At 74.7% G+C, this 25,891-nt stretch carries 28 protein-coding genes and 1 pseudogene; 13 read left to right on the forward strand and 16 right to left on the reverse strand.

Going from position 1 to position 25,891, the window contains the following annotated elements; all coding sequences use genetic code 11:
- Nucleotides 1-289: pseudogene (locus ACFW1A_RS19400) on the reverse strand (hypothetical protein); the annotation flags it as partial.
- Between the two features lie 138 nt (nucleotides 290-427).
- On the opposite strand from ACFW1A_RS19400, the gene ACFW1A_RS19405 reads away from it, so the two are divergent.
- The 3 genes from ACFW1A_RS19405 to ACFW1A_RS19415 all read left to right on the forward strand — a co-directional run bounded on the left by ACFW1A_RS19405 (nucleotide 428) and on the right by ACFW1A_RS19415 (nucleotide 3,232).
- Nucleotides 428-1,657 carry an MFS transporter gene (locus ACFW1A_RS19405; RefSeq protein WP_380410323.1) on the forward strand — a complete coding sequence of 410 codons (1,230 nt, stop codon included), beginning with the start codon at nucleotides 428-430 and terminating at the stop codon, nucleotides 1,655-1,657.
- Nucleotides 1,658-1,700: 43 nt separating this feature from the next.
- Nucleotides 1,701-2,585: an NAD-dependent protein deacetylase gene (locus ACFW1A_RS19410; RefSeq protein WP_380410324.1), complete on the forward strand. Its 885-nt coding sequence runs from the start codon at nucleotides 1,701-1,703 to the stop codon at nucleotides 2,583-2,585.
- Nucleotides 2,586-2,677: 92 nt separating this feature from the next.
- Nucleotides 2,678-3,232, forward strand: a complete 555-nt coding sequence (locus ACFW1A_RS19415; protein ID WP_380410325.1) for a cysteine hydrolase family protein — start codon at nucleotides 2,678-2,680, stop codon at nucleotides 3,230-3,232.
- Nucleotides 3,233-3,235: 3 nt separating this feature from the next.
- Here ACFW1A_RS19415 and ACFW1A_RS19420 read toward each other — a convergent pair whose 3' ends face one another.
- Nucleotides 3,236-4,600 (reverse strand): FAD-dependent oxidoreductase, encoded by a 1,365-nt coding sequence (locus tag ACFW1A_RS19420; RefSeq protein WP_380410326.1) that lies wholly within the window; start codon nucleotides 4,598-4,600, stop codon nucleotides 3,236-3,238.
- Nucleotides 4,601-4,819: 219 nt separating this feature from the next.
- Between ACFW1A_RS19420 and ACFW1A_RS19425 the strand changes: the two genes are divergently transcribed.
- The 8 genes from ACFW1A_RS19425 to ACFW1A_RS19460 all read left to right on the forward strand — a co-directional run bounded on the left by ACFW1A_RS19425 (nucleotide 4,820) and on the right by ACFW1A_RS19460 (nucleotide 12,380).
- Complete coding sequence (locus ACFW1A_RS19425) at nucleotides 4,820-5,161, forward strand: hypothetical protein (RefSeq protein ID WP_380410327.1); 342 nt, start codon at nucleotides 4,820-4,822, stop codon at nucleotides 5,159-5,161.
- The gene (locus ACFW1A_RS19430; RefSeq protein WP_380410328.1) at nucleotides 5,161-6,726 is read left to right on the forward strand and encodes a peptidoglycan-binding protein; all 1,566 of its coding nucleotides are present in this window, start codon (nucleotides 5,161-5,163) and stop codon (nucleotides 6,724-6,726) included. The genes ACFW1A_RS19425 and ACFW1A_RS19430 overlap by 1 nt, the downstream gene beginning before the upstream one ends.
- 7 nt (nucleotides 6,727-6,733) lie before the next feature.
- Nucleotides 6,734-7,114, forward strand: a complete 381-nt coding sequence (locus ACFW1A_RS19435) for a hypothetical protein (RefSeq protein WP_380410329.1) — start codon at nucleotides 6,734-6,736, stop codon at nucleotides 7,112-7,114.
- Nucleotides 7,111-7,512: a hypothetical protein gene (locus tag ACFW1A_RS19440; protein ID WP_380410330.1), complete on the forward strand. Its 402-nt coding sequence runs from the start codon at nucleotides 7,111-7,113 to the stop codon at nucleotides 7,510-7,512. Before ACFW1A_RS19435 ends, ACFW1A_RS19440 begins: the two co-directional genes overlap by 4 nt.
- Nucleotides 7,513-7,994: 482 nt before the next feature.
- Complete coding sequence (locus ACFW1A_RS19445; RefSeq protein ID WP_380410331.1) at nucleotides 7,995-9,050, forward strand: RimK family alpha-L-glutamate ligase; 1,056 nt, start codon at nucleotides 7,995-7,997, stop codon at nucleotides 9,048-9,050.
- Nucleotides 9,050-10,264, forward strand: coding sequence for an AMP-binding protein (locus ACFW1A_RS19450; protein ID WP_380410332.1), 1,215 nt, complete (start codon nucleotides 9,050-9,052; stop codon nucleotides 10,262-10,264). Before ACFW1A_RS19445 ends, ACFW1A_RS19450 begins: the two co-directional genes overlap by 1 nt.
- The gene (locus ACFW1A_RS19455; protein ID WP_380410333.1) at nucleotides 10,264-11,529 is read left to right on the forward strand and encodes an MFS transporter; all 1,266 of its coding nucleotides are present in this window, start codon (nucleotides 10,264-10,266) and stop codon (nucleotides 11,527-11,529) included. Before ACFW1A_RS19450 ends, ACFW1A_RS19455 begins: the two co-directional genes overlap by 1 nt.
- Nucleotides 11,526-12,380, forward strand: a complete 855-nt coding sequence (locus ACFW1A_RS19460) for an SDR family NAD(P)-dependent oxidoreductase (RefSeq protein ID WP_380410334.1) — start codon at nucleotides 11,526-11,528, stop codon at nucleotides 12,378-12,380. The genes ACFW1A_RS19455 and ACFW1A_RS19460 overlap by 4 nt, the downstream gene beginning before the upstream one ends.
- Before the next feature lie 140 nt (nucleotides 12,381-12,520).
- On the opposite strand, the gene ACFW1A_RS19465 is transcribed toward ACFW1A_RS19460, so the two are convergent.
- A complete protein-coding gene (locus ACFW1A_RS19465) occupies nucleotides 12,521-13,552 on the reverse strand; it encodes a medium chain dehydrogenase/reductase family protein (RefSeq protein ID WP_380410335.1) in 1,032 nt (343 codons plus the stop codon).
- A 124-nt stretch (nucleotides 13,553-13,676) separates the two neighbouring features.
- Between ACFW1A_RS19465 and ACFW1A_RS19470 the strand changes: the two genes are divergently transcribed.
- Complete coding sequence (locus ACFW1A_RS19470; protein WP_380410336.1) at nucleotides 13,677-14,315, forward strand: TetR/AcrR family transcriptional regulator; 639 nt, start codon at nucleotides 13,677-13,679, stop codon at nucleotides 14,313-14,315.
- Here ACFW1A_RS19470 and ACFW1A_RS19475 read toward each other — a convergent pair whose 3' ends face one another.
- The 13 genes from ACFW1A_RS19475 to ACFW1A_RS19535 form a co-directional block, all read right to left on the reverse strand.
- Nucleotides 14,316-14,852: a hypothetical protein gene (locus ACFW1A_RS19475; RefSeq protein WP_380410337.1), complete on the reverse strand. Its 537-nt coding sequence runs from the start codon at nucleotides 14,850-14,852 to the stop codon at nucleotides 14,316-14,318.
- Between the two features lie 237 nt (nucleotides 14,853-15,089).
- Nucleotides 15,090-16,340, reverse strand: coding sequence for an MFS transporter (locus tag ACFW1A_RS19480; protein ID WP_380410338.1), 1,251 nt, complete (start codon nucleotides 16,338-16,340; stop codon nucleotides 15,090-15,092).
- Nucleotides 16,337-17,482: an acetyl-CoA carboxylase biotin carboxylase subunit family protein gene (locus ACFW1A_RS19485; protein ID WP_380410339.1), complete on the reverse strand. Its 1,146-nt coding sequence runs from the start codon at nucleotides 17,480-17,482 to the stop codon at nucleotides 16,337-16,339. Before ACFW1A_RS19485 ends, ACFW1A_RS19480 begins: the two co-directional genes overlap by 4 nt.
- Nucleotides 17,479-18,726 (reverse strand): ATP-grasp domain-containing protein, encoded by a 1,248-nt coding sequence (locus tag ACFW1A_RS19490; protein ID WP_380410340.1) that lies wholly within the window; start codon nucleotides 18,724-18,726, stop codon nucleotides 17,479-17,481. The genes ACFW1A_RS19485 and ACFW1A_RS19490 overlap by 4 nt, the downstream gene beginning before the upstream one ends.
- Complete coding sequence (locus tag ACFW1A_RS19495) at nucleotides 18,720-19,373, reverse strand: metallophosphoesterase (RefSeq protein ID WP_380410341.1); 654 nt, start codon at nucleotides 19,371-19,373, stop codon at nucleotides 18,720-18,722. The genes ACFW1A_RS19490 and ACFW1A_RS19495 overlap by 7 nt, the downstream gene beginning before the upstream one ends.
- Nucleotides 19,373-19,627 (reverse strand): glutathione S-transferase N-terminal domain-containing protein, encoded by a 255-nt coding sequence (locus tag ACFW1A_RS19500; protein ID WP_380410342.1) that lies wholly within the window; start codon nucleotides 19,625-19,627, stop codon nucleotides 19,373-19,375. Before ACFW1A_RS19500 ends, ACFW1A_RS19495 begins: the two co-directional genes overlap by 1 nt.
- Entirely contained in the window at nucleotides 19,621-20,772 is a 1,152-nt protein-coding gene (locus tag ACFW1A_RS19505) for a pyridoxal-phosphate-dependent aminotransferase family protein (protein WP_380410343.1), read from the reverse strand. Before ACFW1A_RS19505 ends, ACFW1A_RS19500 begins: the two co-directional genes overlap by 7 nt.
- Entirely contained in the window at nucleotides 20,769-21,203 is a 435-nt protein-coding gene (locus tag ACFW1A_RS19510) for a YjbQ family protein (RefSeq protein WP_380410344.1), read from the reverse strand. The genes ACFW1A_RS19505 and ACFW1A_RS19510 overlap by 4 nt, the downstream gene beginning before the upstream one ends.
- A complete protein-coding gene (locus tag ACFW1A_RS19515; protein WP_380410345.1) occupies nucleotides 21,200-22,240 on the reverse strand; it encodes a hypothetical protein in 1,041 nt (346 codons plus the stop codon). Before ACFW1A_RS19515 ends, ACFW1A_RS19510 begins: the two co-directional genes overlap by 4 nt.
- The gene (locus ACFW1A_RS19520) at nucleotides 22,237-23,163 is read right to left on the reverse strand and encodes an isocitrate lyase/phosphoenolpyruvate mutase family protein (RefSeq protein ID WP_380410346.1); all 927 of its coding nucleotides are present in this window, start codon (nucleotides 23,161-23,163) and stop codon (nucleotides 22,237-22,239) included. Before ACFW1A_RS19520 ends, ACFW1A_RS19515 begins: the two co-directional genes overlap by 4 nt.
- Nucleotides 23,160-24,167, reverse strand: coding sequence for a hypothetical protein (locus ACFW1A_RS19525; protein ID WP_380410347.1), 1,008 nt, complete (start codon nucleotides 24,165-24,167; stop codon nucleotides 23,160-23,162). Before ACFW1A_RS19525 ends, ACFW1A_RS19520 begins: the two co-directional genes overlap by 4 nt.
- Complete coding sequence (locus tag ACFW1A_RS19530; RefSeq protein WP_380410350.1) at nucleotides 24,164-24,706, reverse strand: thiamine pyrophosphate-dependent enzyme; 543 nt, start codon at nucleotides 24,704-24,706, stop codon at nucleotides 24,164-24,166. Before ACFW1A_RS19530 ends, ACFW1A_RS19525 begins: the two co-directional genes overlap by 4 nt.
- Before the next feature lie 11 nt (nucleotides 24,707-24,717).
- Entirely contained in the window at nucleotides 24,718-25,263 is a 546-nt protein-coding gene (locus ACFW1A_RS19535; RefSeq protein ID WP_380410348.1) for a thiamine pyrophosphate-binding protein, read from the reverse strand.
- Nucleotides 25,264-25,647: 384 nt separating this feature from the next.
- Here ACFW1A_RS19535 and ACFW1A_RS19540 point away from each other — a divergent pair, with 384 nt between their 5' ends.
- A complete protein-coding gene (locus ACFW1A_RS19540) occupies nucleotides 25,648-25,830 on the forward strand; it encodes a hypothetical protein (RefSeq protein WP_380410349.1) in 183 nt (60 codons plus the stop codon).
- Nucleotides 25,831-25,891 lie beyond the last annotated feature (61 nt).

Here is a 25,891-nt window from a genome sequence, read left to right on the forward strand (position 1 = left end):
GCGCGGAGAGCTCACGGCGCACCGTGCTGCCGCCGGCCGCCCGCGCGGCCACCGCGGCGCGCAGCCGGGCGGCCGCCTGCGGCTGGTCCAGCAGCGCCAGCGGTAGCACCGGCGGCTCGGCCCGGCGCCGCTCGGCCTGCTCCGGGGCCGGGCGGCCGGCCAGTGACCAGGCCCAGGTGCGCAGCGCGATCCGGTAGATCCGCCGCGAGGCCGGACTCAGGTCGGCGGCGGCCAGGTAGTGCTCGACCGCCACCGCGTACTCGACCGGTTCCCGCAGTAAATCAGTCATGGTCAATGTCCTTTCTCCGCAGGTAGAAGCCGATTTACTGCCGCAAGGTCAGCGTACTGGAAAATTGATGCCAACTTACTCAACTTCGGGTCGGGAAAGGCTTGTGCGGACCGATTCGGGGCAGGCAGGCTGCTGGGCATGACGACGGCCTCAGCGCAGCGCCGCCGGCTCCGGCTGCCCCATGCCGAGCTGTGGCGGACTGCGGACTTCCGCTGGTTCTTCTCCGGTTACGCGACCTCGCTGCTCGGCTCCGCGATGGCGCCGGTCGCGCTGGCCTTCGCGGTGCTGCACGGCCCGGGCGGCACCGCCGCGTTCGGCTTGGTGCTCACCGCGCGGATCCTGCCGCTGGTCCTGGTGCTGTTGCTCGGCGGGGTCGCCGCGGACCGGCTGGGCAGCCGCCCGGTGATGCTCACCGCCGACACGGTGCGCTGCCTGGCCCAGGCCGGCTTCGCCGCCGCCCTGCTCGCCCACGGCCCGCTGTGGACCCTGCTGGTGCTCGCCGCGCTGGGCGGGGCCGGCGAGGCGGTGTTCGGCCCTGCGCTGGCCGCGCTGATCCCGCGGATCGCCCCCGCCGAGCGGCTCACCGAGGCCAACGCGCTGTTCACCCTGGCCCGTTCCGGCGCGACGGTGGCCGGGCCCGCGCTGGCCGGGCTGCTCACCGCCGGGATCGGTCCGGCCCCGGTGCTGGCCCTGGACGCGGCCAGCTACGCCGTCAGCGTGCTGGCGCTGAGCCGACTGACCGTCAGGGCGGCGGCACCGCAGGCGGCCCCCGGGCTGCTGCGGGAACTGCGCGAGGGCTGGGGCGAGTTCCGCTCCCGGACCTGGCTGTGGGTCAGCTGCCTGCACGGCTGCCTGTTCAACCTGCTCTGCTGGGCGCCCTACCTGGTGCTCGGCCCGGCGATCAGCACCACGCGGCTGGGCGGCGCCTGGGCCTGGGGACTGGTGACCGCCGGCTACGGGGCGGGCGCGGTGCTCGGCGCGCTGGCCCTGCTCGGCGGCCGCCGCCCGGCCCGCCCGGTGCTGGTCTCCACGGTCGCGATGGCCGGGTTCGCGCTGCCGTCGGGCGCGTTGGCGCTGGGCGCACCGCTGCCCCTGGTGTGCCTGGGCGCGCTGGGCGCCGGGGTCGCCTCCTCGGTGGCCGGCACCCTCTACAGCACGGCCCAGCAGCGGATGATCCCGGCCGCGGCCCGGGCCCGGGTGGACGCCTACGGCAGCCTGGGAGCGTTCGCGCTGGGCCCGGTCGGACTGGCGCTGGCCGGCCCGGTGGCCGCGCTGCTGGGCAGCGGCACGGTCCTGGCGCTCGGTGCGCTGTGGCAGCTGGCCGCCACCGCCGCCGTGCTCGCCGTACCGGCCGTGCGGGGGAACTGACCGGCGGGCGGGACCGGCACGGGCGGGTGGGTAGCCTTGCGGTATGCGTACGCGTCCGATGCTCGACTGGCCCGACCCGGCGCCGGACCGGCGGCCCGCGCCCGATCCGGGCGGTCCGGCGGAGCTCGCCCGGCTGCTGGCGGCGCGCGGGGTCGTGGTGCTCAGCGGCGCCGGGCTGTCCACCGAGTCCGGGATCCCCGACTACCGCGGCGCCACCGGCACCTGGCGCCGCCACCAGCCGATGACCTACCAGGAGTTCACCGGCAGTGCGGCGGCCCGGCAGCGGTACTGGGCGCGCAGCCACGCGGGCTGGCGCGGGATCGCCCGGGCCCGGCCCAACGAGGGGCACCACGCGGTGGAGCGGCTGCGGCGCGGCGGGCACGTCTCGGCGGTGATCACGCAGAACGTGGACGGCCTGCACCGGGCCGCGGGCACCGTGGACGCCGTCGAGCTGCACGGCGGCCTGGACCGGGTGGTCTGCCTGGACTGCCGGCGCACCAGCACCCGCGAGGAGCTGGACCAGCGGCTGCACGCGCTCAACGGTGCGCTCCGGGACAGCGGTGCCCGGGTCAACCCGGACGGCGACGTGGAGCTGCCCCGGGACCTGGTCGCGGGTTTTCGCGTCGCACCGTGCCGCGCGTGCGGCGGGACGCTCAAGCCGGACGTGGTCTTCTTCGGCGAGAACGTGCCCAAGGAGCGGGTCCAGCAGTGCTTCGCGCTGGTGGACGCCGGCAGTGCGCTGCTGGTGCTCGGCTCCTCGCTCACCGTGATGTCGGGGCTGCGGTTCGTGCGCCACGCGGCGAAGACCGGCAAGCCGGTGGCGATCGTCAACCAGGGCGCCACCCGCGGGGACGAGCACGCGGCGGTGCGGATCGCGCGGCCGCTCGGGAGCACGCTGACCGGACTCGCACAGGACCTGGGCGCCTGACCCGGCGCCGCCCGGCACGGGCGCCCCGGCTGTCGGGCCCGCCGTCTACGCTCCGGGGGACAACAGGTGACCGTGAGTCAGGAGGGACCGGCATGACCACGCTGGACAACCGCCCCGCCACCGCCGTGCTCGTCATCGACGTGCAGAACCACGTGGTGCGCCGTGCCCATCGGCGGGACGCGGTGGTGGCCACCATCGCGCAGTTGGTGGAGCGGGCCCGGGCCGCGGGCACCCCCGTGGTGTGGGTGCAGCAGACCGACGAGGAGCTGGCCCGGGGCAGCGAGGGCTGGCAACTGGTGCCGGAGCTGGTCCCGGCGGCGGGCGAGGCGGTGGTGCTCAAGGCGTACGCCGACTCGTTCGAGGCCACCGAGCTGGAGCAGGTGCTCGCCGGCGCGGGCGCGGGCCACCTGGTGGTGACCGGCGCCCAGACCGACATGTGCGTGCGCTCCACCATCCACGGCGGGCTGACCCGCGGCTACGACGTCACCCTGGTCGGCGACGCGCACACCACCGAGGACAACTCCGCGTGGGGCGCCCCGTCGCCGGAGCTGGTGATCGCGCACACCAACCTCTACTGGGACGAGCAGCAGGCGCCGGGCCGCAGCTGCGCCACCGTCCCGGCCGCCGAGGTGGTGTTCGCGCGGTAGCCGTCAGCCCTCGCTGCGCCGCAGCATCTCCTCCCGCGGCACCACCTTGACCCGCTCGCGCCCCTCGGCCGCGCCCAGCGCCCGCTCGTGCGCGTCCAGCCGCTGCCAGCCCTCCCAGGTGGTCCAGCGCACCCCGCGCTCGGCCAGGTGGGCCAGCACCGCCGCCGGGTCCGGCTCGACCGCGCCCGGCAGCCGGCCCGCCGCGCGGTCCGCCAGCAGGCAGGCGACGGTCTCGTTGGCGTCGCCCTTGGTGTGGCCGATCAGGCCGACCGGGCCGCGCTTGATCCAGCCGGTCACGTAGGTGGCGGCCTGGTGCGAGCCGTCGGCGGCCAGGACCCGGCCCGCCTCGTTGGGCACGGTGCCGGCGACCGGGTCGAAGGGGAGCTTGGGCAGCTCGTCGGAGTAGTAGCCGACCGCCCGGTAGACGGCCTGCACGTCCCAGTCGGTGAAGCTGCCGGTGCCGCGCACGTTGCCGGTGCCGTCCAGCTCGGTCCGCTCGGTGCGCAGGCCGACCACCGCGCCGTCGGCGCCCAGCACCTCGGTCGGGGACTCGAAGAAGTGCAGGTGGATGCGGTGCGGGCGGTCGCCCACGTCGCGGATCGCCCAGCGCTCCAGGGTGTTCGCCACCATGTCGGCCTGCTTGTTGCCGCGCCGCTCGGCGATCGACCCCTCGTCGTAGTCGATGTCCTCGGGGTCGACGACGACCTCGATGCTCGGCGAGTGGTCGAGCTCGCGCAGCTCCATCGGGCTGAACTTGGCCTGGGCCGGTCCGCGGCGGCCGAAGACGTGCACCTCGACGGCCTGGTTGCGCCGCAGGCCCTGGTGCACGTTCGGCGGGATCTCGGTGGGCAGCAGCTCGTCGGCGGTCTTGGCCAGGATCCGGGCCACGTCGAGGGCCACGTTGCCGACGCCGAGCACCGCGACGCGCTGCGCCTCCAGCGGCCAGTCGCGGGCCACGTCCGGGTGGCCGTCGTACCAGGAGACGAAGTCGGCCGCGCCGTAGGAGCCGGCCAGGTCGATGCCCGGCAGGTCGAGTGCGCGGTCGGCGGTCGCGCCGGTGGCGAAGACGGTGGCGTCGTAGAACCGGTGCAGGTCGTCCAGGGTGAGGTCGTTCGGGTAGTCGACGTTGCCGAGCAGGCGGACCTGCGGCTTGTCCAGCACCTGGTGGAGCGCGGTGACGATGCCCTTGATCCGCGGGTGGTCGGGCGCCACGCCGTAGCGGATCAGGCCGAACGGGGCGGGCAGCCGCTCGAACAGGTCGATCGAGACCCCGGGGTCGCGGGCGGCGTCGGACTTCAGCAGGGCGTCGACGGCGTAGATGCCGGCGGGACCGGCGCCGACGACGGCGACGCGCAGGGGGCGGGACATGGGGGCGGCTCCTCGGGGCAAGCGGGTGGCTGCCTGACAGCTCACCGCGCCGGGCCCCGGTCCAGTAGGAGGCTCAACTTTATGACCCCATAAGATCAACTTATGGGTTGACGGGGAATCGGCCGCCGCGCAGGTCGGCGGAACCGGGCCGCTAGGCTGCACGTCCACAACGGGTGACGCAAGCCGCCGCACTCCGCGGCCGCCGGGCAAGGGGGACACGTGCGTTCACAGGGGGGCGACTCGCAGGGACCGGCCGGCGGCTTCACGGTCGACCAGGCCACGCTGACCGCCGCCGCGACCGCGCTGCAGCAGGCGGCGGCCGGCCTGGCCACCGTCTCCGGCAGTCTCGCCGATCCGCCGGCGTACGTCGAGGACGTCTACGGGGAGTACGGCGCGGTCGGCGCCGCCCAGGCCTTCATACCCGGTTGGCAGGACGAACTCCAGGTCGACCACGACGCGTTGGCCGACCTGGCCGACCGGGTCCGGCAGAGCGCCGCCAACTACGGCGGCACCGACGGCCGGGTGGCGCAGCACCTGCGCGGCGGGCGGGTGGCCGTCTGATGGGCACCCACCGGGAGCAGGTCGAGTCGCTCAGCGACACCATCCACGGCAGCTACGGCATGTGGGGCGCGGGCGACCTCAAGGACGCCGTCGACCAGGCCCGCCGGCTGCCCGCCCCGAAGGGCTCGCCGGACGCGCTGCACGGCCTGGGCCGGGCCTACACCGCGGCCGCGGGGTCGGTCGGCGAGGCGCACGGGCAGGTCGACCAGGTGGCCACCGCCCAGCTGCCGGCGGGCTGGACCGGGCACGCCGGGGAGAAGGCCGCCGAGGTGATCAAGGCGGCCGGCGACGACCTGCACCGCACCCAGGACGCCTTCGGCGCCGCCGGGCAGGCCTTCACCGCGCTGGCCGACGCCCTCGGCGCCGCGCGGGGCACGCACGCGCAGGGGCGCGGGCCGCTCGACCACGCCTACCAGCTGCTGGACGACATCACGGTCGGCTGGCTGCCCGATCCGGTGCACTGGGACGACGACACGATGCACCGGGCCGAGGCGTCGGCCAAGGAGGGCATCGGCCACCTGCTGGATGCCGCCCGGCAGGCCGAGACTGCCGGGCACACCTTCGCCGAGACGCTGAACAAGCTCGCCGCCGAGGCGCTGGCCGGGCGGCTCAAGGGCGGCGACCTGACCGCCGCGGACAAGCTGGTGCTGGCCGACGCCGCCGCGCCCGGCGACTTCGACCAGATCCTCACCGCCAACGACGCCGCCCGGGCGAGCCAGTTCATGGGCAGGCTGAGCCCGGCCGACCTGGCCCGGCTGGACGCCCTGCTGGCCGGCGCCAAGTCGCCGCAGGAGCGCGCCTACCTGCTCAAGGTGCTGGCCGCCGGGCACGGCGTCGACCAGGTCGCCTCGTTCGACGCGCTGATCCACGCGCACGGCGACGACCCGGGCTGGCTGGCCGACCGCCTCACCCCCGTCCGGCTCACCTCGCTGTCCACCGTCACCGGGCCGAACGGCGACCAGGTCGACATCGACTACCAGGGCGCCTCCTGGACCCAGGGCCAGCGCCCGACCTGCGTGGCCTCCTCCACCGTGATGGGCCGGGCCATGGTCGACCCGATGTACGCGCTGCAGCTGACCACCGGCGGCCACCCCGGCGACCCGGCGTTCGACAGCCCGCAGGCCTTCCTCAACCGGCTCTCGGACGAGCAGCTGCGGGTCTACCACGACGGGCGCGACTTCTACGCCGACTGGCCGTTGGTCGGCTACGACGGGATGAGCGCCGACGGGTCGGCCACCGAGGCCAACAAGGAGATCGCGGCCTCGACCGGCGGGCAGTACCACAACATCGACATGAACTCCGACGCCAACCGGCGCGACGCGCTCGGCCCGGTGGAGAACGCGGTCGACCAGGGCCGGCCGGTGCCGTTCTCGATCAGCGGCGGCGGCGAGGCGCACCAGATGATGGTGATCGGGCACAGCGGGGACAAGTTGGAGATCTACAACCCGTGGGGCTACACCACCTGGGTCAGCGAGAGCGACTTCGTGAACGGCCACATGAACCTCGCGCTGTCGGGCCAGTACCCGGACATGCGCACCGTCGACAGCATCCGGCTCCCGCAGTGAGGCAGCGATGACCAGCCAGGACTTCCGGACCGACGCCGAACTCGCGGCGCTCGACGTACCCGTGCTGCTGCGCTTCGGCCTGCCGCAGGACGGGCCGCACCGGCGCGCGCTGTTCGGCGAGGGCGCGGTGGCGGGGGCGCTGCAGCTGGGCGGCCTCGGGGTGCCGCCGCGCTCGCTCGCCTTCCTGGCCCAGGTGGTGCGGGCCGGCGGGGCGCGGTACGCGGCCGGACTGCCCGAGCCGCTGCCGGGGCCGGCCGCCGAGCCCGCCCGCGGCTGGCTGGAGGCGGCCGCCGCCGTGGTGGCCGACCCCGACGGGGACGAGCTGACGGCGCGCTACCTGGAGGCGGTGGCGGCGGTGCTCGACCTGCGGCAGGAGAGCGGCCGGTGAGGGGGCGCGCGCTCGGCCTGGCGGCCGCCGCCGTGCTGCTGACCGGGTGCCAGGGACAGGGCGGGGACGACCACGGGAGGGTGTTCGCCTTCGGCAGCTCCGAGATCCGGGTGAGCGTCGGTCAGACCTTTTCGCTGCACCAGAAGTTGGCCGTCACCCCGGGTGCGCAGGACTGGCAGGTGGTCGACCCGCGTCCGGACGCGGCCGTGCTCGACGTGGTCCGCACCGACCGGACCAAGCCGGACGGCGAGACCGGCGACGGGGGGCAGGTCTACCTGGTCTTCAAGGCGGTCGGCAAGGGCAGCACCGAGGTGGTGCTGGAGCACTGCCTCGACTGCACCGGGGCAATGCGGGACACCTACCACTCGCGGGACACCTACCACGTGGTCGTCGGCTGAAACGTGCTCGCGGACCGGAAGGTGATCGCGGACCGAAACGTGCTCGGGGCCGGAACGTGCTCGGGGCCGGAACGTGCTCGGGACCGGAACGTGCTCGGGACCGGAGCGTGATCGCGGACCGGAGCGTGATCACGGACCGAAACCTCCCGCCCGGAATCTGACGGAACATCTGATCCCGCCCGTGACCTGCACATTGCAAGCCGGGGTGATCGAGAACCCGGCCGTTTCGGAGCATTGACACGGCCCGAACGCCGTTGCGAGAGTTTCCCTCGTCCGGGGTGAGGTCGGCGCGCGGGGGCAGCGCCGGCCGGTGGGTCCCTTGCCATGGCCAACTCTGCTCGGACAGCGCAGCATTCAGCATCTTCACCGACCCGCTCAGCCGATCCCTCGCGCCGACCGTGCGAGCGGGTGGGCGCACGATCGTGCGGTCGGCGCGTCACGCCCGGCGGTCGGCCGCCGAGCGCTTCCTTGTGAGGATCACGATGTCCATACCCTCGACACGCGAACCTGCCTCGCCCGCTGCGGAGCCCAACGGCCCGCTGCGACGGCTGTGCTGGGTCTTCCCCGACCGGGAATCGACCAAGGGCACCGCCATGTGGCAGGACTTCTTCTGGAACCTGTACGCCGAGTGCGCCGCCGAGTTGGGACTGGTCTGGTCCCGGCACGCGCCCGAGGACGTGACGGTCGACGCCTCGGTCCCCGGCAAGCCCCGGATCTGGGTGGACCAGGAGCCCGTCACCCCGCAGGACACGCTCTTCATCACCGCGCTCTACTCGCTGCCGTACCAGGCGATGGACATCTTCAACCAGTACGCGCTGTACGCCGTGCTCGAACAGACCGGCTTCTACCTGCCGTTCCCGCCCCAGGTCTCGCTGATCGGCAACGACAAACTGGCCACCCTGCTCTACCTGGAGGGCTCCCCGGTGCCGGTGATCCCCACCTGGCGCCTGGGGACCGGGCGCGACGTGGGCAAGTACGGCTACGAGGTGGGGATGGCGGACGTCCGCTACCCCGCCATCGTCAAGCCGGCCGGCTGGTGCGGCGGCGGCGGGATCAACCTGGCCCGCGACAGCGAGGAGCTGCGGGGCCTGGCCAGCCTGGCCCAGGGCGGTGACACCACCCTGGTGGTCCAGCCCTACCTGGGCGACCGCACGGTGGACTACCGGGTCTACGTGATCGACGGCAAGCCGTTCGCGACGGCCAAGCGGATCCCGGAGTCGGGCTCGCTGGTGGCCAACGCCAGCCGCGGCGGGCGGATGGAGTACCCGCCGATCCCGGCGGAACTGGCCGAGGCCACCGCCTACTTCGCCGAGAAGCTGCCGATCCCGTTCTTCTGCGTGGACTTCCTGCACGACGGCGAGCGCTTCTGGTTCTCCGAGCTGGAGCCGGACGGGGTGATCCTGCCCGACTCGGACGACCCCGAGCGCACCATGCAGCGCGAGATCACCCTGGCCCGGTTCGCGGCCTACCGTGACGCCCACGCCCGCTGGCTGGCCGCCGGCGCCCCGCGGGGCGGCGCGGTCCGGACGGAGGCGTGATGACCTTCTCGCTGGACCCCGAGGCCGCCGAGCCGCTGCTCCAGGTGGCCGCCCGCAACCTCGAACGACTGCGCAGCGTCCCCGAGCTGGGCGCCCGCTACGCGGACGTCGAGGCGCCGCGCACGCTCGCCGAACTGGCCGCGCTGCCGCCGCTGGTCAAGGACGAGCTCAACACCGCGCTGGCCCACCTGCGGCCGGCCGCCGCGGACAGCGCCACCTGGCTGTTCCAGAGCGGCGGCAGCACCGGCGCCCCCAAGGTCGGCTACGCGCCCACCGGCTTCTACATGGCGGGCGTGCACGCGCACTGGCAGCCGCTCGACCGCACCGACGTCTTCGTCAACGCCTGGGGCGCGGGCCGGATGTGGGGCGCCCACTTCCTGGCCGCCGCGCTCGCCGACCTGTCGGGCTGCCAGATCATCGCGCTCGGCTCGGTCACCCAGGAGGAGTACCCGGACTGGCTGGCCTTCTTCGCCGACCGCAGGGTGACCGCGATCGGCGGCACGCCCAGCGTGCTGCGGCTCTGGTTCGGCCACGCCCGGGCCGCCGGGCTGAAGCTGCCCGCGCTGCGCAAGGTGCTCTGGCTCGGCGAGGCCTGGCAGCCCCAACTGGCCGACGACATGGCCGAGGTCGCGCCGCAGGCCGAGCGCTGGGGGATGTTCGGCAGCACCGAGACCTGGGTGGTCGGCACCAACACCCCCGACTGCCCCGCCGACACCTTCCACACCCTGCCCGAGCAGCTGGTGCACGCCGACGCCGACCAACTGCTCGACTTCACCACCCTCAACCCCGCGATGCTCAACCCCGTGCTGCGCTACCGCACCGGGGACGCCGGCGAGCTGACCGCCTGCCCGTGCGGTCTGCCGGGGCGGGCGATGCGGGTGCTGGGCCGGCGCGACAGCGTGGTCCAGGTGCGCGGCCTCGGCCTGCACGTGGACGAGCTGGTGGCCCGGGCCGAGCGGGAGCCGGGGGTGCGCCAGGCCCAGGTGCTGGTCACCCAGCAGGGCGGCCGGGCCGCCTCGGTGGAGCTGCTGCTGCTCGCCGACCCCGCCGTGGACCTGGCGGGGCTGCGCCGCGAGCTGTTCGCGGCCACCTTCACCCTGGCCACCGCCTTCCAGCACGACCCCGACTCGTTCCGGGTGCGCGCGGTGGACGCGCTGATCAGCAACGGGCGCACCGGGAAGACCGCCAACTCCGTCGTCCGCGAGGTGGAGTGATGGAGCGTCGGATCGGTCTGGGGCGGCGGTTCAACTTCTTCTGGGGCGGTCAGACCGTCAGCCTGGTCGGCGACCGGATCACCGTCTTCGTGGTCCCGACGCTGATGATCTTCGCGCTGCACGCGAGCGCGCTGCAGGTCGGCATCGTCTCGATGGCCCAGTACCTCGGCATCCCGCTGCTCGGGCCGGTGGCCGGCGTGCTGGTCGACCGCTGGGACAAGCGGGCCACCATGATGGCCTGCGACCTGATCCGGCTGGTCGCGGTGGCGGTCATCCCGCTCGCCTACTGGCAGGGCTTCCTCTCCACCCCGCTGCTGTTCGGCTGCGTCGCGGTGATCAGCGGCGCCACCATCTTCTTCAACGTCGGCTACCTGGTCGCCGTGCCGGCCGTCGTGGAGGAGGAGCAACTGGTCGGGGCCTACTCGCGGTTGGAGGGCAGCGGCTCGGTCTCCGAGGTGGCCGGCCCGTCCATCGCCGCCGCCCTGTACAGCGCCCTGGGAGCGGCCGCCCTGCTGGTCGACGCGGCCAGCTACCTGGTCTCGGCGGCCTGCTTCCGCACCATGCGGCCCTGGGGCGAGCGGACCGTGGCCGAGGGCTCGGTCTGGCAGCGGCTCACCCTCGGCTTCCGGCTCAACTGGCAGGACCCGGTGCTGCGCCGGGTGGTGATCGCCGCCGTCACGCTGAACAGCGGCGGACCGGTCTTCGTCACGGTGCTGCCGCTGCTCGCCTACCGGGGCTTGGGCATGTCGGTCGCCGTGTACGGCGCCGCCATGTCGGTCGCGGCGGTCGGCGCGCTGGTCGGCGCCGTGGTGGCGCCCAGGCTCAGCGCCCGGTTCGGCCTGGGCCGCACCTTCGCCTGGGCACTGCTGCTGCACTGCCTGGTCGGCCTCGGCGTGCTCGCCGCGCCGGCGCTGCCCGCCGGACCGGTGATCGCCGTGACCATGGGCTGCTACGGCTTCTTCATGTCCTGCATCAACGTGTGCAGCGCGCCCACCCGCCAGTTGCGGATGTCCGCGCAGCACCAGGGCGTGATGCACGCGGCCTACCGCACCTTCACCTGGGGCGTGATCCCGCTGGCCGCGCTGGTCGGCGGTCTCGCGGTCTCGCTGCTGACCCATCCGCTCGGTGCGCTGGACGCGGCCCGGGTGACGATGGCCGGCGGCACCCTGCTGGCCGCCTTCTCGTTCGTGTCGGCGGTGCGGATCCAGCCGCTGCTGGACTCGGTGGCGAGCGCCCCGGGCGAGCCCGTGCTGGTGGAGACGTGAGCCGCCGCACGGTGCTGATCACCGGCACCTCGACCGGGATCGGCCTGGCCACCGTCGCGGCGGCGCGCCGGGACGGCTGGCAGGTGGTGGCCACCGTCCGGGACCCGGACCGGGCCGACGAGCTGCGCGAACTCCTCGTCGACGTGCGCCAGTTGGACGTGACCGACGAGCAGTCGGTGGCCCGCTGCATGGCCGGCGTGGTCCGCGACTACGGCGGGCTGGACGCGCTGGTCAACAACGCCGGGGTGGCCAACTCGGACCCCACCATGGAGATGTCCACCATGGCGGCGCTGCGGGCCAACCTGGAGGTCAACTTCTTCGGGGTGGTCGCGGTCAGCCGGCTCGCCATGCCGCTGCTCCGGGCCTCGCACGGTCGCCTGGTCACCGTCGGCAGCGTGCACGGGGTGATCGGGCAGCCGTTCAACGAGGCCTACTGCGCCGCGAAGTTCGCCGTCGAGGGGTTCATGGAGAGCCTGGCGCCGGTGGCAGAGGCGCACGGTGTGCGGGTGTCGCTGGTGGTGCCCGGCTTCGTCCCCGACACCCGGTTCGGGTACTTCCCCGACGTCAACCGGCACACCCTGCACGCCGATTCGGGCCCCTACGCCGACACCTACGCCGACTACCTGGACTGGGTGGGCGGCCAGGGCTGGGAGTCCGCGGGCCAACCGGCCCGCGAGGTGGCCGAGGTGGTGCTGGCCACGCTGGAGGCCGAGCGGCCCGCCTTCCGGGTGCCGGCCGGCCGGTGGGCCGAGGAGTACCTGGCGCACAAGCTCGCCGACCGGGACGGGGCCGCGGTGCAGGAGCTCGCCCGCACCTGGCTCGGGCGCGGGCCCGGGCCGGCCGGCGGCTGACGGCCGCGGCGGGGCCCGCCCCCCCGCCCCCCCCCCCCAAACCTCCACACCCCCCTCCCCCCCCCCCCGCCCGGGGGGGGGGGCCCCCGGGCCCGCCCCCCCCGCCGCGGGGTTCACAGGGATCACGGGGATCACGGGGATCACGGGGTCAGCACGATCTTGCCGGTGACGGTCCCCGACTCCGCCAGCGCCAGCGCCTCCCCCGCCCTGGCGAGCGGCAGCCGGGCGGCCACCGGGGCGCTGAGCCCGCCGTCGCGCAGCGCGGTGAAGACCTCGGTCAGGTCCGCGCGCAGCCGGGCCCGGAAGGCCTCCTGCCGGTACTTCCGACCGGCCCAGATGTTGTAGAAGTGGGCGCTGCGGCCGTTGGGCAGCGCGTTCCACAGCAGGGTGCGGCCCAGGATCTTCAGCACCGGCCACTGCTTGGAGCCGGTGTCGTCGCGGGTGGCGGCGCTGCCGTAGCTGACCAGGGTGCCGCCGGGGGCGAGCAGCTGCCAGGAGTCGACCACGCTGCGCCCGCCGACGTGGTCGAACACCGCGTCGACCCCGCCGGGGGCCAGCTCCCGGACCCGGGCCGGCACGTCGCCCGTGCGGTAGTCGACCGGGAGCACGTCGAGGGCGCGCAGCGCCTCGTGGTGCCGCGGCGAGGCGGTGCCGATCACCCGCACGCCGGCGGCCCGGGCGAGCTGGACCAGGACCTGGCCCACACCGCCGCCCGCCCCGTGCACGAGCACGGTCTGCCCGGCACGCACCCGGGCGGTGCGGTGCAGCATCTGCCAGGCGGTGATGCCGTTGACCACGACGGTCTCGGCCTGGTCCGCGCCCACCCCGTCGGGGACCTCGACCGCGTCGCGGGCGTCCACCAGCACGTGGCTGGCCCAGCCGCCGACCTTGACCAGCGCAGCCACCCGACGCCCGATCAGCTCCGGGTCCACGCCCCGACCGGTCGTCAGCACCCGCCCCACCAGGTCGTAGCCGGGCACGAACGGGAACGGCGGCTGGTCGTAGTAGCGCCCGCGGCGCATCTGCTGCTCGGCGAAGGAGACGCCGGTCGCCTCCATCTCGATCAGCAGCTGCCCCGGACCGGGGTCCGGCACGCTCGCGTGCCGGACCTGCAGGCCGGCCGGCTCCACGACGCCGGGCAGCACAACCTCGACGAGGGTCTGGTCGCTCATGTCCGCTCTCCCTTTTCGTAGTGCTTCTTGCGTTCGTTAGACGTTATAACAGCCCTCGCACTGATGGTCAATCGCGACCGTGATACCTTCTAACCAGATCGATCGGGAGAACGGAGACGGGGTCGTGGGCAAGCCGGAGGCGGGAACCCCCAGGGAGCGCTACCGCGCCCAGGTGCGCGAGGAGATCAAGGGGTTCGCCTGGGAGCAGATCGCCACCGCCGGCGCCTCGGCCCTGTCGCTGAACGCCATCGCCAAGCAGATCGGCATGAGCGGGCCGGCCCTGTACCGGTACTTCGCCAACCGCGACGAGCTGATCACCGAGCTGATCACCGACGCCTACCGCAGCCTGGCCGACACCTTCCGCACCCGGGCCGCCGCCGGGGCCGACCTCGCGGGCCTGGCGCTGGCGCTGCGCGAGTGGGCCCTGGCCGATCCGCAGCGGTACCTCCTGGTCTACGGCACCCCGGTGCCCGGCTACCACGCGCCCGCGGACACCACCCGGATCACCGCGGAGATCATGGCCACCCTGCTCGCCGCCTGCGCGGCGGAGCCGCCCGCGCCGCCGTCACCGCTCCAGGAGCACCTGGCGGAGCACCGCGACTGGGCCGGACCGCACCCGGCCGGCGCCCAGCAGCGCGCACTCGCCTTCTGGACCCGGCTGCACGGCGTGCTCTCGCTCGAACTGGCGGGCCACTTCACCGGCATGGGCTTCGACCCGGCGCAGCTCTACGCGGCCGAGGTCGAGGCGGTCACCGGCCGCTGATCAGTCGCCGCGGGTGCAGAACACGCACTCCGCAAGCCAGTCGAGCGGGGCGAGCACCCGGTGCTGCGGGCACCGGCGGTCCACCACGTCCGCCGGCGCCGGCAGGCCGCCGTCCGGGCCGGGCGCGGCCGCGCCGGGGTCGAAGGCGTCGACCATGCGGTGGTACTCGTGCAACTGCTCCCCGACGAACGGCGGGCAGTAGCCGAGCTCCGCCCACCGGTACCCCCACGCCGCCAGCTCGACCACCCGCAGCACGAACGCCTTGTTCGCCGCCCGCTCGGCCGCGTCGGCGCCCCACTCCAGGTCCACCAGGTCGAAACCGACCACGCCCAGGCCGAAGACGCTCTGGTCCTGACCGGCGATCAGCGCCGCGAACCGGACCTCCCAGGGCCTGCGGGCCAGGTCGGAGACGGCGAGCATCAGGGTCTCCACGAAGACCGCCGTCCCGCCGTTGGACATGCGCAGGTCCCGGCCGTCGCCGCCGAAGGTGTTGCCCACCGGGTCGATCCGTCCTCTCGTCGGGGTGTACCGGGTCAAGGATGGCGTACTGTCGCGGGATCGGTGGCACACGGGCGTCCGGGGGGGAAGCTGTGGAGCACGCGTACGACAACTGGAGCTGGGCGCGTGCCCGCGAATTCGTCGCCGTGCGTCCGGGAGGCCGCCACCGCCGCGCTCCGCACCCGGAGGTAGCCGGCGGCCCGCCGCCGGGCGCCCGCCGCCGGGGGCGGGCGGGCGCTCCGGCCGCCGGGCCGCGCGACGTCGCCACGGGCCGGGTCAGCACGGTCGTGCCGGCCCGGTAGCCGTGCTGACGGTCCGCCGGTCCAGCAGCACCGGCAGCAGCGCGCCCGTCGCCGCGAACAGCAGGCCGAGTCCGGCCCAGCCCCAGGCGTGCCCGCCCAGGCAGAGCAGGCCCAGCAGCGTGGGGGCCAGTGCCCGGGCCGCGCCCCGGCCGAGGGCGAAGAACCCCTGGTACTCGCCCAGCGCGTGCTCCGGGGCCAAGGTGAAGCTCAGCCCGAAGGAGCCGGCGGAGGTCGCCAGCTCCCCCAGCGTCACCAGCAGCACGAAGAGCACCAGCAGGCCGGCCGCGGCCCAGCCCGGGGTGGCGCCGCTGAACGGCGCCGCGAGGCAGCCGGCCAGCAGCAGCAGGCCGGCCCGCCGACAGAGCCGGGCCGCTCCCGGAGTCCGCTCCGCGCCGCGGCTGACGGCGACCTGGCAGCAGACCACCAGCACGGTGTTGACCACCAGCAGCGCCGGGACCAGCGCGCGCGGCGCCGCGGTGTGCCCCGCCACCCAGAGCGGCAGCACGAAGGTGAGCAGGTCGTTCTGCAGCGAGAGCACCGCGCACAGCCCCGTCACCAGCGCGAACCGCCCGTCCCGCAGCACCGCGAGCCGCGAGCCGCCCGCCGCCGCGGCGGACCGGGGCCGCGCCGGACCGCGCGGCAGTGCCCGCAGCACCAGCGCGGCGCCGAGGAAGGTGGCCGCGTTGCCCAGGACCAGGGCCCGGTAGGCGGCCGGGGTGTCCAGTTGCAGCGCCACCCCGGCGCCCAGCGCGCCCAGGGTGATCCCGACGTTGGTGACCGACCGCAGCCGGGCGCGCAGCCGCACCCGGTCGCCGCCGGTGGCCACCGAGGCGATCAGCGCCGCCCGGGCCGCGCCGGCCCCCTGGTCGGCCAGCGCCACCAGGGCGGCCGCCGCCACGAAGGCGGGGAACGAGCGCACCAGCGTGAAGCCGGCCATCCCCACCGCCTGCACGAGGAGCAGGCCGAGGTACGCCCGGCGTGCCCCGTGCCGGTCGGCCAGCCGGCCGAGCGGGACGGCGCCCAGCAGCGCGACCAGGCCGGCCGCGCTCAGCCCGAGCGCCACCTGACGCGTCGCCAGGTGGTCGACCCGGGTGAAGAAGAGCGCGCCGGCGGGCAGGTAGAGCCCGCTGCCGATGGTGTTGACCAGCCAGACCCCGGCCAGCAGCCGCGGCGCACCGGGGGCGGGCAGCAGTCGGCCCGGCAGCCCGCGCCACCACCCGGTCACCGCCGTTCCCCCGCCCGCAGTCCGTGCAGCCGGGCGCGCAGCGCGTCCGCGCCGGCCCGGTCGGGGGCCGCGAAGTGCACCGCCAACCGGTCCCGGCCTCCGGTCTCCTCGGGCCGCAGCTCCAGTACCCCGGGCAGCGCGGCGGCGGCGGGCCCGAGCGCGGCCGGGAGCCAGACGTAGCCGACGACGCCCGGGCGCCGCCGCCCGGCCACCGGGCGCTCCGGCTCGCCCAGCCCCGCCGCCGCGAACTCCTCCCACAGGTCCACCCCGTGGGCGAGCTCCAGCAGGCGGGGGATCGCCGCGCCGCCCGGACGGACCGTCACCTCGCCGACCAGCAGGCCCCGGCCGGTGCCGAACAGCTCCAGGTGCACCACCCCGTCCGCGAGGTCCAGCGCCGCGACCACCGCGCCCAGCAGTTCCTCGGCCGCGGCCACCACCGGCTCGTCCGCGGCCAGCGTGCAGGAGCCGCGCAGCGACCGGTCGATGCTCAGCAGCGGGAAGAAGTAGCGGGAGACGGCGGCGAACCGGACGGTCCCGGCCCGGACCACCGCGTCGCAGTGGTACTCCTCCTCGACCGCCACGAACCGCTCGACCTGCAGCGGCACCGGCAGCGTGTCGAGCAGCGCGAGCTCGGCCCGGCGGGCGGCCAGGTCGGCGGCCGAGTCCACCCGGTGGGTGTGGGCGGCGCCGGCGCCGAATACCGGCTTGACCACCACCGGCCAGCCCAGCCGCTCGGCCGCGGCCGGGATCCGGTCCACCGTGGACACCTGGGCGAAGTCGGTGACCGGCAGGCCGCGCGAGCGCAGCCGGTGCTTCATCGCGTACTTGTGCGAGGCCCACATCGCCTGGTCGAAGCCGCCGCCCGGCAGGCCCAACTGGGAGCGGATCAGTCCGGCGGGCAGGATCGCCTTCTCGGTGGCGGCGAGCACCCGGTCGACGGCGCGCTCGCGGTCCAGGCGCAGGGCGGTGGCCCGCACCGCGGTCAGGTCGGTCAGGTCGGCGACCGGCTCGAACCGGTGGTGCGCCGGGTACCGGTCCCGGTAGCCGGGCCGGGCCAGCACCCGCACGTTCAACCAAGGGCGCCGGGCCAGCGCGCGGAGCACGGCGGGCTTGTCGGAGTTGAGCAGCAGCACCTCGGTCACGCCGGCCCGCCGATCCGCACCCGGGTGGCCACCCAGCTGCCGAACTCGCCGAGCAGCTCGGCCACTTCGGCGCCGTCCCGGCCCACCGCCAGGCAGCTCGCGATCCGGTCCACGCTGGTGCCGGCCGGGCGCAGCCACTGACCGGGCGTCACGGTGAGCTCGGCCTCCTCGTACGGGTCGGCGGTGAACCGGGCCGGCAGCGGCGGCACGTCGAGCACCTCGCCCGGCCGGGGCGGCAGCAGGGTGAAGCCGGCCGCCCGCCGGGGCCGGTCCAGCGGCGCCGGCCCGGCGTCCCTGCCGACCGAGAGCCGGACGAACCGCTCCACCAGGCACTGGCCGAAGGCGGCCCGCACCGTCTGCGGGATCAGGCCGCCGCCGGGGCGGCTGGCGATCTCGTTGAGCAGCAGCCGGCCGTCGGCGGTGCGCCAGACCTCGGCGTGGAAGACCGTCCAGCGCGGCCCGGGCAGCGCGCGCAGCGCCCGCACGGTGAGCTCGCGCAGCCCGGGCACCAGCGGGTCGGCCGGGTCGACCAGCACGTCCACCAGTGCGCCGGCCCGGTGGTGGGCGAGCAGCGGGGTGGTGGCGGAGGGCCAGTTGAACTCGGCCCGCTCGCCGTCGAAGACGCCGTCCAGGTGGTACATCTCGCCGTCGACGAAGGCCTCGGCCAGCCACGGCGAGCGGTCCCGGCTGCCCGGGCGCCAGTGCCGGTCGAGCCAGTCGTCCAGCTCGGCCCGGTCACGCAGCACGGCCACGCCGGTGGAGCCGGAGCCCAGCCGCGGTTTGACCACCAGCGGGTAGCCCCAGTCGTCGGCGGCCGCCAGCAGGTCGCTCACCTGCTCCACGGCGGTGTGCGCGGCGGCCGGCACTCCGGCCGCGCGCCAGTGGTCCTTCATCACCGCCTTGTCGCGGTAGGCGAGCGCGCTGTCGTAGCGCTGGCCGGGGATGCCGAGCACCTCGCGCAGCCGGGCCGCGCGCAGCACGTCGAACTCGGAGAGCGCCAGCAGCGCGTCGAACGGCCGCTCGGCGTGCAGCCGGTGGGCCAACTGTTCGACCTGCGGGGCGTGGTCGTAGCCGTCGACGAGGTGGATCGCGTCGTAGTCGGCCGCCTCGGCCGCGCTCGCCGCGCCGTGCTCGGCCAGGCCGCGCGCGTGGGTGAGCACGGTGAGCCGGGCCTGCGGGCCGAGCCACTGGCGGAAGGGGTACTTGGTGAGCCTGGACCGGTTGAGGATCAGGACGTTCAGCACGGGCGTTCCTTGGTGGTGCGGTGGTGGACGACGGTGCCGGCCCGTTCGTCGAGTTCGACCCAACTCGGCTCGGGGCCGCGCGCGGGGCCGAGGTTGACCAGGTAGCGGCGGTCCGGGTCCAGCCGCACGGGTCGGCCGTGCTCGATCGGGACGACCTCGGTGCACTCCCAGTGCCGGCAGCGCTCGGGCAGCCGCAGCAGGCTGTCGCGGTGGTGGTGGCCGTGCACCAGCAGTGGCGGCCCGAACTCGGCGGCGAGCGGCACGAAGCGGCCCGGTTCCGGCTGGCTCCACGGCAGTTGGTGGCCGTGGCAGTACCAGGCCGCGGCGCTGCGGTGCCACTGCGGCGCGGTCAGCAGCGGGCGCAGCCCGGGCGGCAGCCGCTCGGCGGGCACCAGGGCGGAGATCCGCTCCTCCTGGTTGCCGCGCAGCAGCCGCACCGGGCCCAGCAGCCGGAGCAGGTCCGGATCGACGTCCACCACCTGGTCCGGGTGGCGCAGGACGAAGCCGGTGTCCCGTTTGCTGACCTTGCACTCCAGCAGGTCGCCGAGGCCGAGCACCGCGTCGGGCCGGCACCGGGCCGCCGCGCGGAGCACGGCGGCCAGGGCGGCGGTGTCGCCGTGCACGTCGGCGAAGAGGGCGTACCGCATCAGCGGTCGGGCGTGCCGTACCGCTGCCGCAGGTACGCCAGCAGGTGGGCCGGGTCCTCCAGCCGGCCGGGCAGCACGGTGTCGCCGTCCACCAGGGCCGGGATGAACTTGCTGCCGGTGGCCGCGATCAGCTCGTGCCGCTCGTCCCGGGGCTTGGGCACGTTGACGTTGACGTAGGAGACCTGCAGCTCCGTCAGCAGCTCGCGCACCGGCTTGCAGTACGGGCAGGGCTCGCGCTGGTAGAGGGTCAGCACGCCGGGCCCTCCTCGTGGAAGGTGCGGACCACCTGGCCGAGGCCGGCGCCCGGGGTGAACGGGTGGCCGAGCGAGGCCAGTGCCAGCTCGATGCCGCCGACGATCGCGCACAGGTCCAGCGCGTCCACCGCGCCGACGTGGCCGACCCGCAGCAGCTTGCCCTTCAGGTGCGCCTGGCCGCCGGTCATGGTGATGCCCTGCTCGGTGGAGAGCACCTTGAGCAGCACGTTGCTGTCGATGCCGGGCGGGGCGAAGGCGGCGGTGATCACGTGGCTGCGCCGGTGCGGCTCCTCGATGAACTTCTCGAAGCCGAGTGCCTGCAGGGCCCGTTCGACCGCCAGGCCGATCACCCGGTGGCGGCGCTGGATCGCGGGCAGGCCCTCCTCGGCCAGCATCCGCAGCGACTCGTGCAGACCGAGCAGCAGCGAGACGGCGGGCGAGGAGGAGGAGAGCGGGTAGAACTCCCGCAGCCGCTCGAACGACCAGTAGTAGCCCGGGCCGGCGGCCTGCTCGACGGCGCGCCAGCCCTTCTCGGAGACCGCCACGAAGGCGAGCCCGGGCGGCAGCATGAAGCCCTTGTGCGAGGCGGCCAGCACCACGTCCAGGCCCCAGGCGTCCATCTCGACGGGGTGGGTGATCAGGCCGCTGATCGCGTCCACCACCGTGATCACCCCGGTGTCGCGGAAGAGCGCGGCGATCGCCTCGATGTCGTTGAGCGCCCCGGTGGAGGTCTCGCTGTAGACCACGAACGCGCCCTTGATCGCCGGGTGCGCGCGGTGGCAGGCGGCGACCGCCGCGGGGTCGGCCGAGGTGCCCCAGGGGCTCTCGACCACGTGCACGGTCAGCCCGTAGGAGCGGCAGATCGACTGGAACCGCTCGCCGAAGTAGCCGTTGGAGACCACCAGCACCTCGTCGCCGGGCGAGAAGCAGCTGGCGACCGCGGACTCCATCGCGCCGGTGCCGGAGGAGCAGATGGTGTAGACGGGGCCGGTCGTCCCGAACAGCGGCGGCAGGCCGGCGTTGATCTCGCCGATCAGCGCCTCCATCTCGGCGGACCGGTGGTGGACGATCTCCCGGGCCCCGGCCAGCAGCAGCCGCTGCGGGACCTCGGTGGGGCCGGGGGTGGCCAGGCGGAGCTTTCTCACGGGGTCTCTCCCTCGGGTCGCCGCGCCGGGCGCGGCGGGTCGACGTAGACGGTGCGGACGGCGGGCCTGAGGTCGAAGTCGACCAGCACCACCCGGTGGCTCGGCGACATCGCCAGGCCGCCGTCGCGCCAGGGCACCTGGAGGCTGGTGCCGAGCAGCGAGGACTTGATGTGGGCGAAGCCGTTGGGGTCGCCGGTGGTGAGCTCGTGCAGGTAGCGGGCGTCGGCCGGGGCGGCCCGGTCGAGCGCCGCCAGCAGGTCCTGCATCGCGCCCGGCTCGTAGCGCATCACGGTCAGGCCCAGGCTGGAGCCGTGCGCGAAGACGCCGGCCAGCCCGTCCCCGGCGCCGGCCGCGCGCAACGCCTGCGCCAGCTGCTCGGTCAGGTCGTGGCTGGCGTTCAACCCGGCGCTGGGCACCTTGAGTTCGATCATGCCGGGGCCGCCGCCGGGTCGCGGTCCAGGTCGCCCGGGCCGGTCAGGGTGAAGGCCGGCGCCTTGGCCAGCTCGCCGATCACCGCCTCGACGGCCGCGCGGTGCCCGGCCCGCCGGTCGGGCAGGAAGTGGTGCCAGTGGGCGTGCGCGCCCTCGAAGGCCGACTCCAGGTTGGCCAGCAGCTCGCCGGCGTCCGGTGCGGCCGGCGCGAGCACGGTGCGCTCCCCCGGGCCGATGGCCGGGTGGACGACGGCGGCCACCGGCGCCCGCACGCCCGGCGGGGCACTGGCGAACCGCTGGCGGAAGCCGACCGGGTCCACGGCGAACTTGCCCAGCGGGGAGAAGGCGTGGTCGGGGCGCGGGCGGTAGTCCGCGGCCAGGCCGGCGATCTCGCGCAGACCCGGGTACTTGGCCACCGTGCCGTAGCCCAGGTGCGGGTAGTCCGGCCAGCCGGTGGCGTACAGGCCCTGCGGGCCGGTCCGCAGCAGCGTCTTGTCCCCGCTCATGACCTGGTAGCCGAACTTCTCCACCAGCTCCAGCAGGACGGTGGACTTGCCCGCGCCCTTGGCGCCGGTGACCAGCACCACCGAGCCGTCCCGGTAGGCGGCGGTGGCGTGCAGCACCGCGGCGCCGGTGTTCTCCTCCGCCTTGAGCACCAGGTCGCGGACCAGCTCGACCAGGTCCAGCTGCCCGTCGGCGCCGACGGCCACCCGCACCTCGCCCGCCGCGGGGTCGAAGGCGAACCGGGTGCCGGTCCTGGTGCACTCCAGCAGCTCCCGGCCGTGCTCGGTGGACCGGCGGGCGGGCACGGTGAAGAACGGGCTGGCGCTCTTGCGGACGTACAGCTCCTCGGCCCCGGCGGCGGGACCGGCCAGTTCGGGCAGCACCCGCAGCAGCGCCAGGGCGCCGTCCCGGTGGCCGGCGGTCACCGTGAAGTGGGTGGCGAGGAACTCCAGCGCGTCGTCGACGGTGCAGTCCTGGTGGACCGTCAGGTTCAGGTGGGTGTCCTGGAAGGCCAGGGTCAGCCGACGGGTCACCGGCCCGCCTCCGCCAGCTCGCGGCCCTGCTCCTCGAAGCGGTCCTGGCGCTCCAGCATCGCCGACATGCCCTGCAGGTCGAAGACCTCCTTGAGCGGGGCGATCTCGCCCTCGACGTGCCGGGTGGTGCCGTCCCGGTAGATCCGGCCCAGGGTCTGGCGCATCGCCCGGATCGAGGACCGCAGCGCGTGGTTGGCGTAGATCGCCATCGCGAAGCCGCGCTGCTCCAGCTCGGCGGCGGTGACCTGGCCGTAGGTGGTCGGCACGACGATCACCGGCAGCTTCCCGCGGTAGGCGGCACGGAACGCGTACACCTCCTCGGGGTCGGTGCGCTTGGAGTGGATCAGCAGCGCGTCCGCCCCGGCCTCCTCGTAGACGGCGGCGCGGCGCAGCGCCTCGTCCATCCCGCAGCCGGAGATCAGCGCCTCCAGCCGGGCCACCACGACCAGTTCGGGGCTGCGGCGGCACTGCGAGGCGGCCCGGATCTTGGCCGCGAAGTCGTCCAGCGGGGCCAGCTCCTGGTTGCCCTCGACGAAGCTGTTGAGCTTGGGGAACTGCTTGTCCTCGATGCAGACGCCGGCCACTCCGCGGGCCTCGTAGGCGCGCACCATGTGGACCACGTTGTTGACGCTGCCGAACCCGGAGTCGCAGTCGGCCAGCACCGGGACGTCGACCGCCTCGGCCATGCCCGCGGCGGCGTCCAGGCACTGCGGCATGGCGAGGATGTTGGCGTCCGGCACGCCCTGGCTGGCGGAGATCTCCAGGCCGCTGGACCAGACGACGTCGAAGCCGGTCTCCTCGGCGAGCCGGGCGCTGAGCGGGCTGTGCGCCCCCATCGCGCGGGCCAGTTCGGGGCGGTGCAGCGCCTCGCGCAGCCGGGCGGCCGGGCTCTTGGCGGCGGGGGACTGGTGGGTGAAGATCACTTCGTCTGCTCTCCGATCAGTTCTCGACAGGCGGCCTCGACGAGCTCGGGCTCGACGCCGTGCGGTCGCAGCCGGCCCAGCCGGCGGCCGACCAGCCACGGGTCCAGGCCGAACCGCCGGGCGGCCCGCTCGATGTGCGGCAGGTAGTAGTAGTGGTGGTCGTTCAGGCCGGCGGCGATCTCGTCGCGGCCGACCGGCATCGGGCGCGGCAGCACCTCGTCGGCCACGTAGCGGGCCGCCTCGGCGACGGCGGCGACGTCCACCCCGGTCTCGAACCGGGGCCAGGCGGTGAGGAAGGCGGCGGCCTGCTCGGTGGCGAGGTTGCCGGCGCCGCGGGCCATGCCGCACAGCGAGGCGTCCAGGTAGCTCGCCCCGGCGTCCAGCGCGGCCAGCGCGTTGGCGGCGGCCAGGCCCAGGTTGTTGTGGGCGTGGATGCCGATCGGGGTGCCGAGCTCGGCGCCGACCAGCTCGACCCGCTCGCGCACCTGGTCCGGGTGGAGCGCCCCGAAGGAGTCGGCCAGGTAGGTCACGTCCGGCGCCTCCCGGGCGATCTCGCGGGCCACCGCGACCAGTTCGGCCGGAGTGGTGTAGCTGACCGCCATCAGGTTGACGCTGGTGCGCAGTCCCAGGTCACGGGCGGCCGCGACGTAGCCGGGCACCCCGGCGGCGTGCCACGGGTAGGCGGCGATCCGCACCAGCGAGACGGGGCTGTCCGGCAGGTCCGCCAGCGCCGTCACCGGGCAGACGGTGGGGACCACCATGACGGCCAGTTCCGCGTGCTCGGTGGCGGGCAGCGCCGCCAGGTACTGCGGGGTGCAGTGCGCCGAGGCACCGGCGGTGGCGCTGCTGCGGCTGCCGGAGCCGCCGCGGTAGCCGACCTCGATGATGTCCACCCGCGCCCGGTCCAGGGTGGCGACGACGGTGGCGACGTCGCGGCCGGTGAACTGCCAGTCGTTCTGGTTGCCGCCGTCGCGCAGCGTGCAGTCCAGCAGCACGGGCCTCATGCGGCACCGTCCAGCGCGGTGCGGAAGCGGTCGACGAGTTGGTGGGGCGTCAGCTCCACCCGGCGCCCGGCCGGGCCGGTGCGCGGCGCGCACGCCACGTGGACCAGTGCCGGGGTGGCCTCGACGACCAGGTCGCGCAACTGCTCCGCGGTGCGGACCCGGTACGCCGCCCGGTAGCCGGCCGCCAGGGCCAGGCCGCAGGTGTCGGCCACCGCGACGGGGCGCTGGCCGCCGGTGCTCTCGTGGGCGCCGTTGTCCAGCACCACGTGCACCAGGTCGGGGGCCTGTTCGGCGATCATCGGCAGCACGCCGGGGTTCATCGCGAACGAGCCGTCCCCGTCCAGCACCAGCACCCGCCGCCCGGGGCGGGCCACCGCCACGCCCAGGCCGACCGGGGCGGCCATGCCCATCGAGCCGACCAGGTAGAAGTTCTCCGGCCGGTCGGCCAGGTTGTAGAGGTCGCGGGTGATGTACCCGTTGGTGGAGACGCAGAGCGCCTGCGGAAAGGCACGGACCAGCTCGGCCAGTGCCTCCTTCATGTCCAGCACGGTCAGACCGCCTCCTTGACGATCAGTACGGTGGTGCGCCGGCCGTCCTCGCCGCGAGCCAGGAACTCGGCCACCGAGCGGGTCGGCTCGGCCGGGTCGAGCACGGTCCAGGGCAGGTCGAACAGGTCGAGCAGGTGGGTGAGTTCACGGCCGATCACGTCGTGCTCGACCGCGTCCCCGGTGCCGGGGCGGCCGCGCCAGCTGACGATCAGCGGCACGTGCAGGTCGTAGATCAGGCAGAGCGAGGTCAGCACGTTGAGGCTGTAGCCGAGGCCGGAGTTCTGCATCAGCACCACCGGCTTGGCGCCGGCGGCCAGCAGGCCGACCGCGGTGCCCAGCGCGGAGTCCTCGCGCGGGGCGGGCAGGTAGTGGTGGCGGCCGTCGTTCTCCAGCCGCGCGAAGAGCCCCTTGAGCAGCGAGCACGGGACTCCGGTGTAGTGGGTGTGGCCGGCCTCGCGCAGGGCGGTGAGGATCGCCTCGGCGGGCGGCACCGGCTCGGTCGGCCGGTTCGGCTGCGGGTGAGTGGCAGCCGGCGGGAGTGGGTTCACGGCACAAGTCCCCTGTCGGGCAAGAGATCGAGGTGCTGCGGGTGCGGCTGGGCCGGGCGGGGAACCGCCGACTGGGCCCGCGGCTTCGGTTCCGCAGTGGTATGGACCTTAGGAAGGCTGTGCCAAATTTGTCAACAGTCGATCCGGATATTGCCAAGAGATGCTCAGTAGGCTAACTTCTTCCACCACGAGGGGCACCACCACCGCCCTGAGCTGCAGCGATGTCCGCATCCGGACATCCCCCCGGCGCCCGGCACCGATCCGTTGCCCGCCGCCCGCCGCCCGCACGGGCCGGCCCACTCCCCCACCTCGAAGAACGCGCACGCCCCGCCATGCCCGGCACGGCGGACCGTGCCGGCAGTCCAGAACGGAACGACACACCCCATGAAGCACATCCGCCGCGCCGCCGCAGCCGCCGTCCTCGCCCTCACCGCGCTGCTCTCCCTCCAGCTGCCCGCCGCCCAGGCCGCCGCGCCGCGGGCCGCCGGTCAGGCCGCCGGCCCGGACACCCAGGTCGCCCAGGTCGCCCAGGTCGCCCAGGTGCAGAACGAGATCGGCTGGCCCTGACCGGCGGCCCGCGGGCCCGGCCGGGCGCCGCGCCCGGGGGGGACCGCGGGGCGTCGGAGGG

This window comes from Kitasatospora sp. NPDC058965 (assembly GCF_042741245.1).
In the GTDB taxonomy this organism is placed as follows: domain Bacteria; phylum Actinomycetota; class Actinomycetes; order Streptomycetales; family Streptomycetaceae; genus Kitasatospora.

Excerpts from the sequence above, each read along its gene's own strand:
- ACFW1A_RS19455 (WP_380410333.1), top strand. The coding sequence starts at position 10,264 with ATGGAGCGTCGGATCGGTCTGGGGCGGCGGTTCAACTTCTTCTGGGGC.
- ACFW1A_RS19405 (WP_380410323.1), top strand. The coding sequence starts at position 428 with ATGACGACGGCCTCAGCGCAGCGCCGCCGGCTCCGGCTGCCCCATGCC.
- ACFW1A_RS19465 (WP_380410335.1), bottom strand. The coding sequence starts at position 13,552 with ATGAGCGACCAGACCCTCGTCGAGGTTGTGCTGCCCGGCGTCGTGGAG.
- ACFW1A_RS19525 (WP_380410347.1), bottom strand. The coding sequence starts at position 24,167 with ATGAGGCCCGTGCTGCTGGACTGCACGCTGCGCGACGGCGGCAACCAG.
- ACFW1A_RS19510 (WP_380410344.1), bottom strand. The coding sequence starts at position 21,203 with ATGATCGAACTCAAGGTGCCCAGCGCCGGGTTGAACGCCAGCCACGAC.
- ACFW1A_RS19435 (WP_380410329.1), top strand. The coding sequence starts at position 6,734 with ATGACCAGCCAGGACTTCCGGACCGACGCCGAACTCGCGGCGCTCGAC.
- ACFW1A_RS19420 (WP_380410326.1), bottom strand. The coding sequence starts at position 4,600 with ATGTCCCGCCCCCTGCGCGTCGCCGTCGTCGGCGCCGGTCCCGCCGGC.
- ACFW1A_RS19450 (WP_380410332.1), top strand. The coding sequence starts at position 9,050 with ATGACCTTCTCGCTGGACCCCGAGGCCGCCGAGCCGCTGCTCCAGGTG.
- ACFW1A_RS19415 (WP_380410325.1), top strand. The coding sequence starts at position 2,678 with ATGACCACGCTGGACAACCGCCCCGCCACCGCCGTGCTCGTCATCGAC.
- ACFW1A_RS19410 (WP_380410324.1), top strand. The coding sequence starts at position 1,701 with ATGCGTACGCGTCCGATGCTCGACTGGCCCGACCCGGCGCCGGACCGG.
- ACFW1A_RS19495 (WP_380410341.1), bottom strand. The coding sequence starts at position 19,373 with ATGCGGTACGCCCTCTTCGCCGACGTGCACGGCGACACCGCCGCCCTG.
- ACFW1A_RS19530 (WP_380410350.1), bottom strand. The coding sequence starts at position 24,706 with ATGAAGGAGGCACTGGCCGAGCTGGTCCGTGCCTTTCCGCAGGCGCTC.
- ACFW1A_RS19540 (WP_380410349.1), top strand. The coding sequence starts at position 25,648 with ATGAAGCACATCCGCCGCGCCGCCGCAGCCGCCGTCCTCGCCCTCACC.
- ACFW1A_RS19445 (WP_380410331.1), top strand. The coding sequence starts at position 7,995 with ATGTCCATACCCTCGACACGCGAACCTGCCTCGCCCGCTGCGGAGCCC.
- ACFW1A_RS19430 (WP_380410328.1), top strand. The coding sequence starts at position 5,161 with ATGGGCACCCACCGGGAGCAGGTCGAGTCGCTCAGCGACACCATCCAC.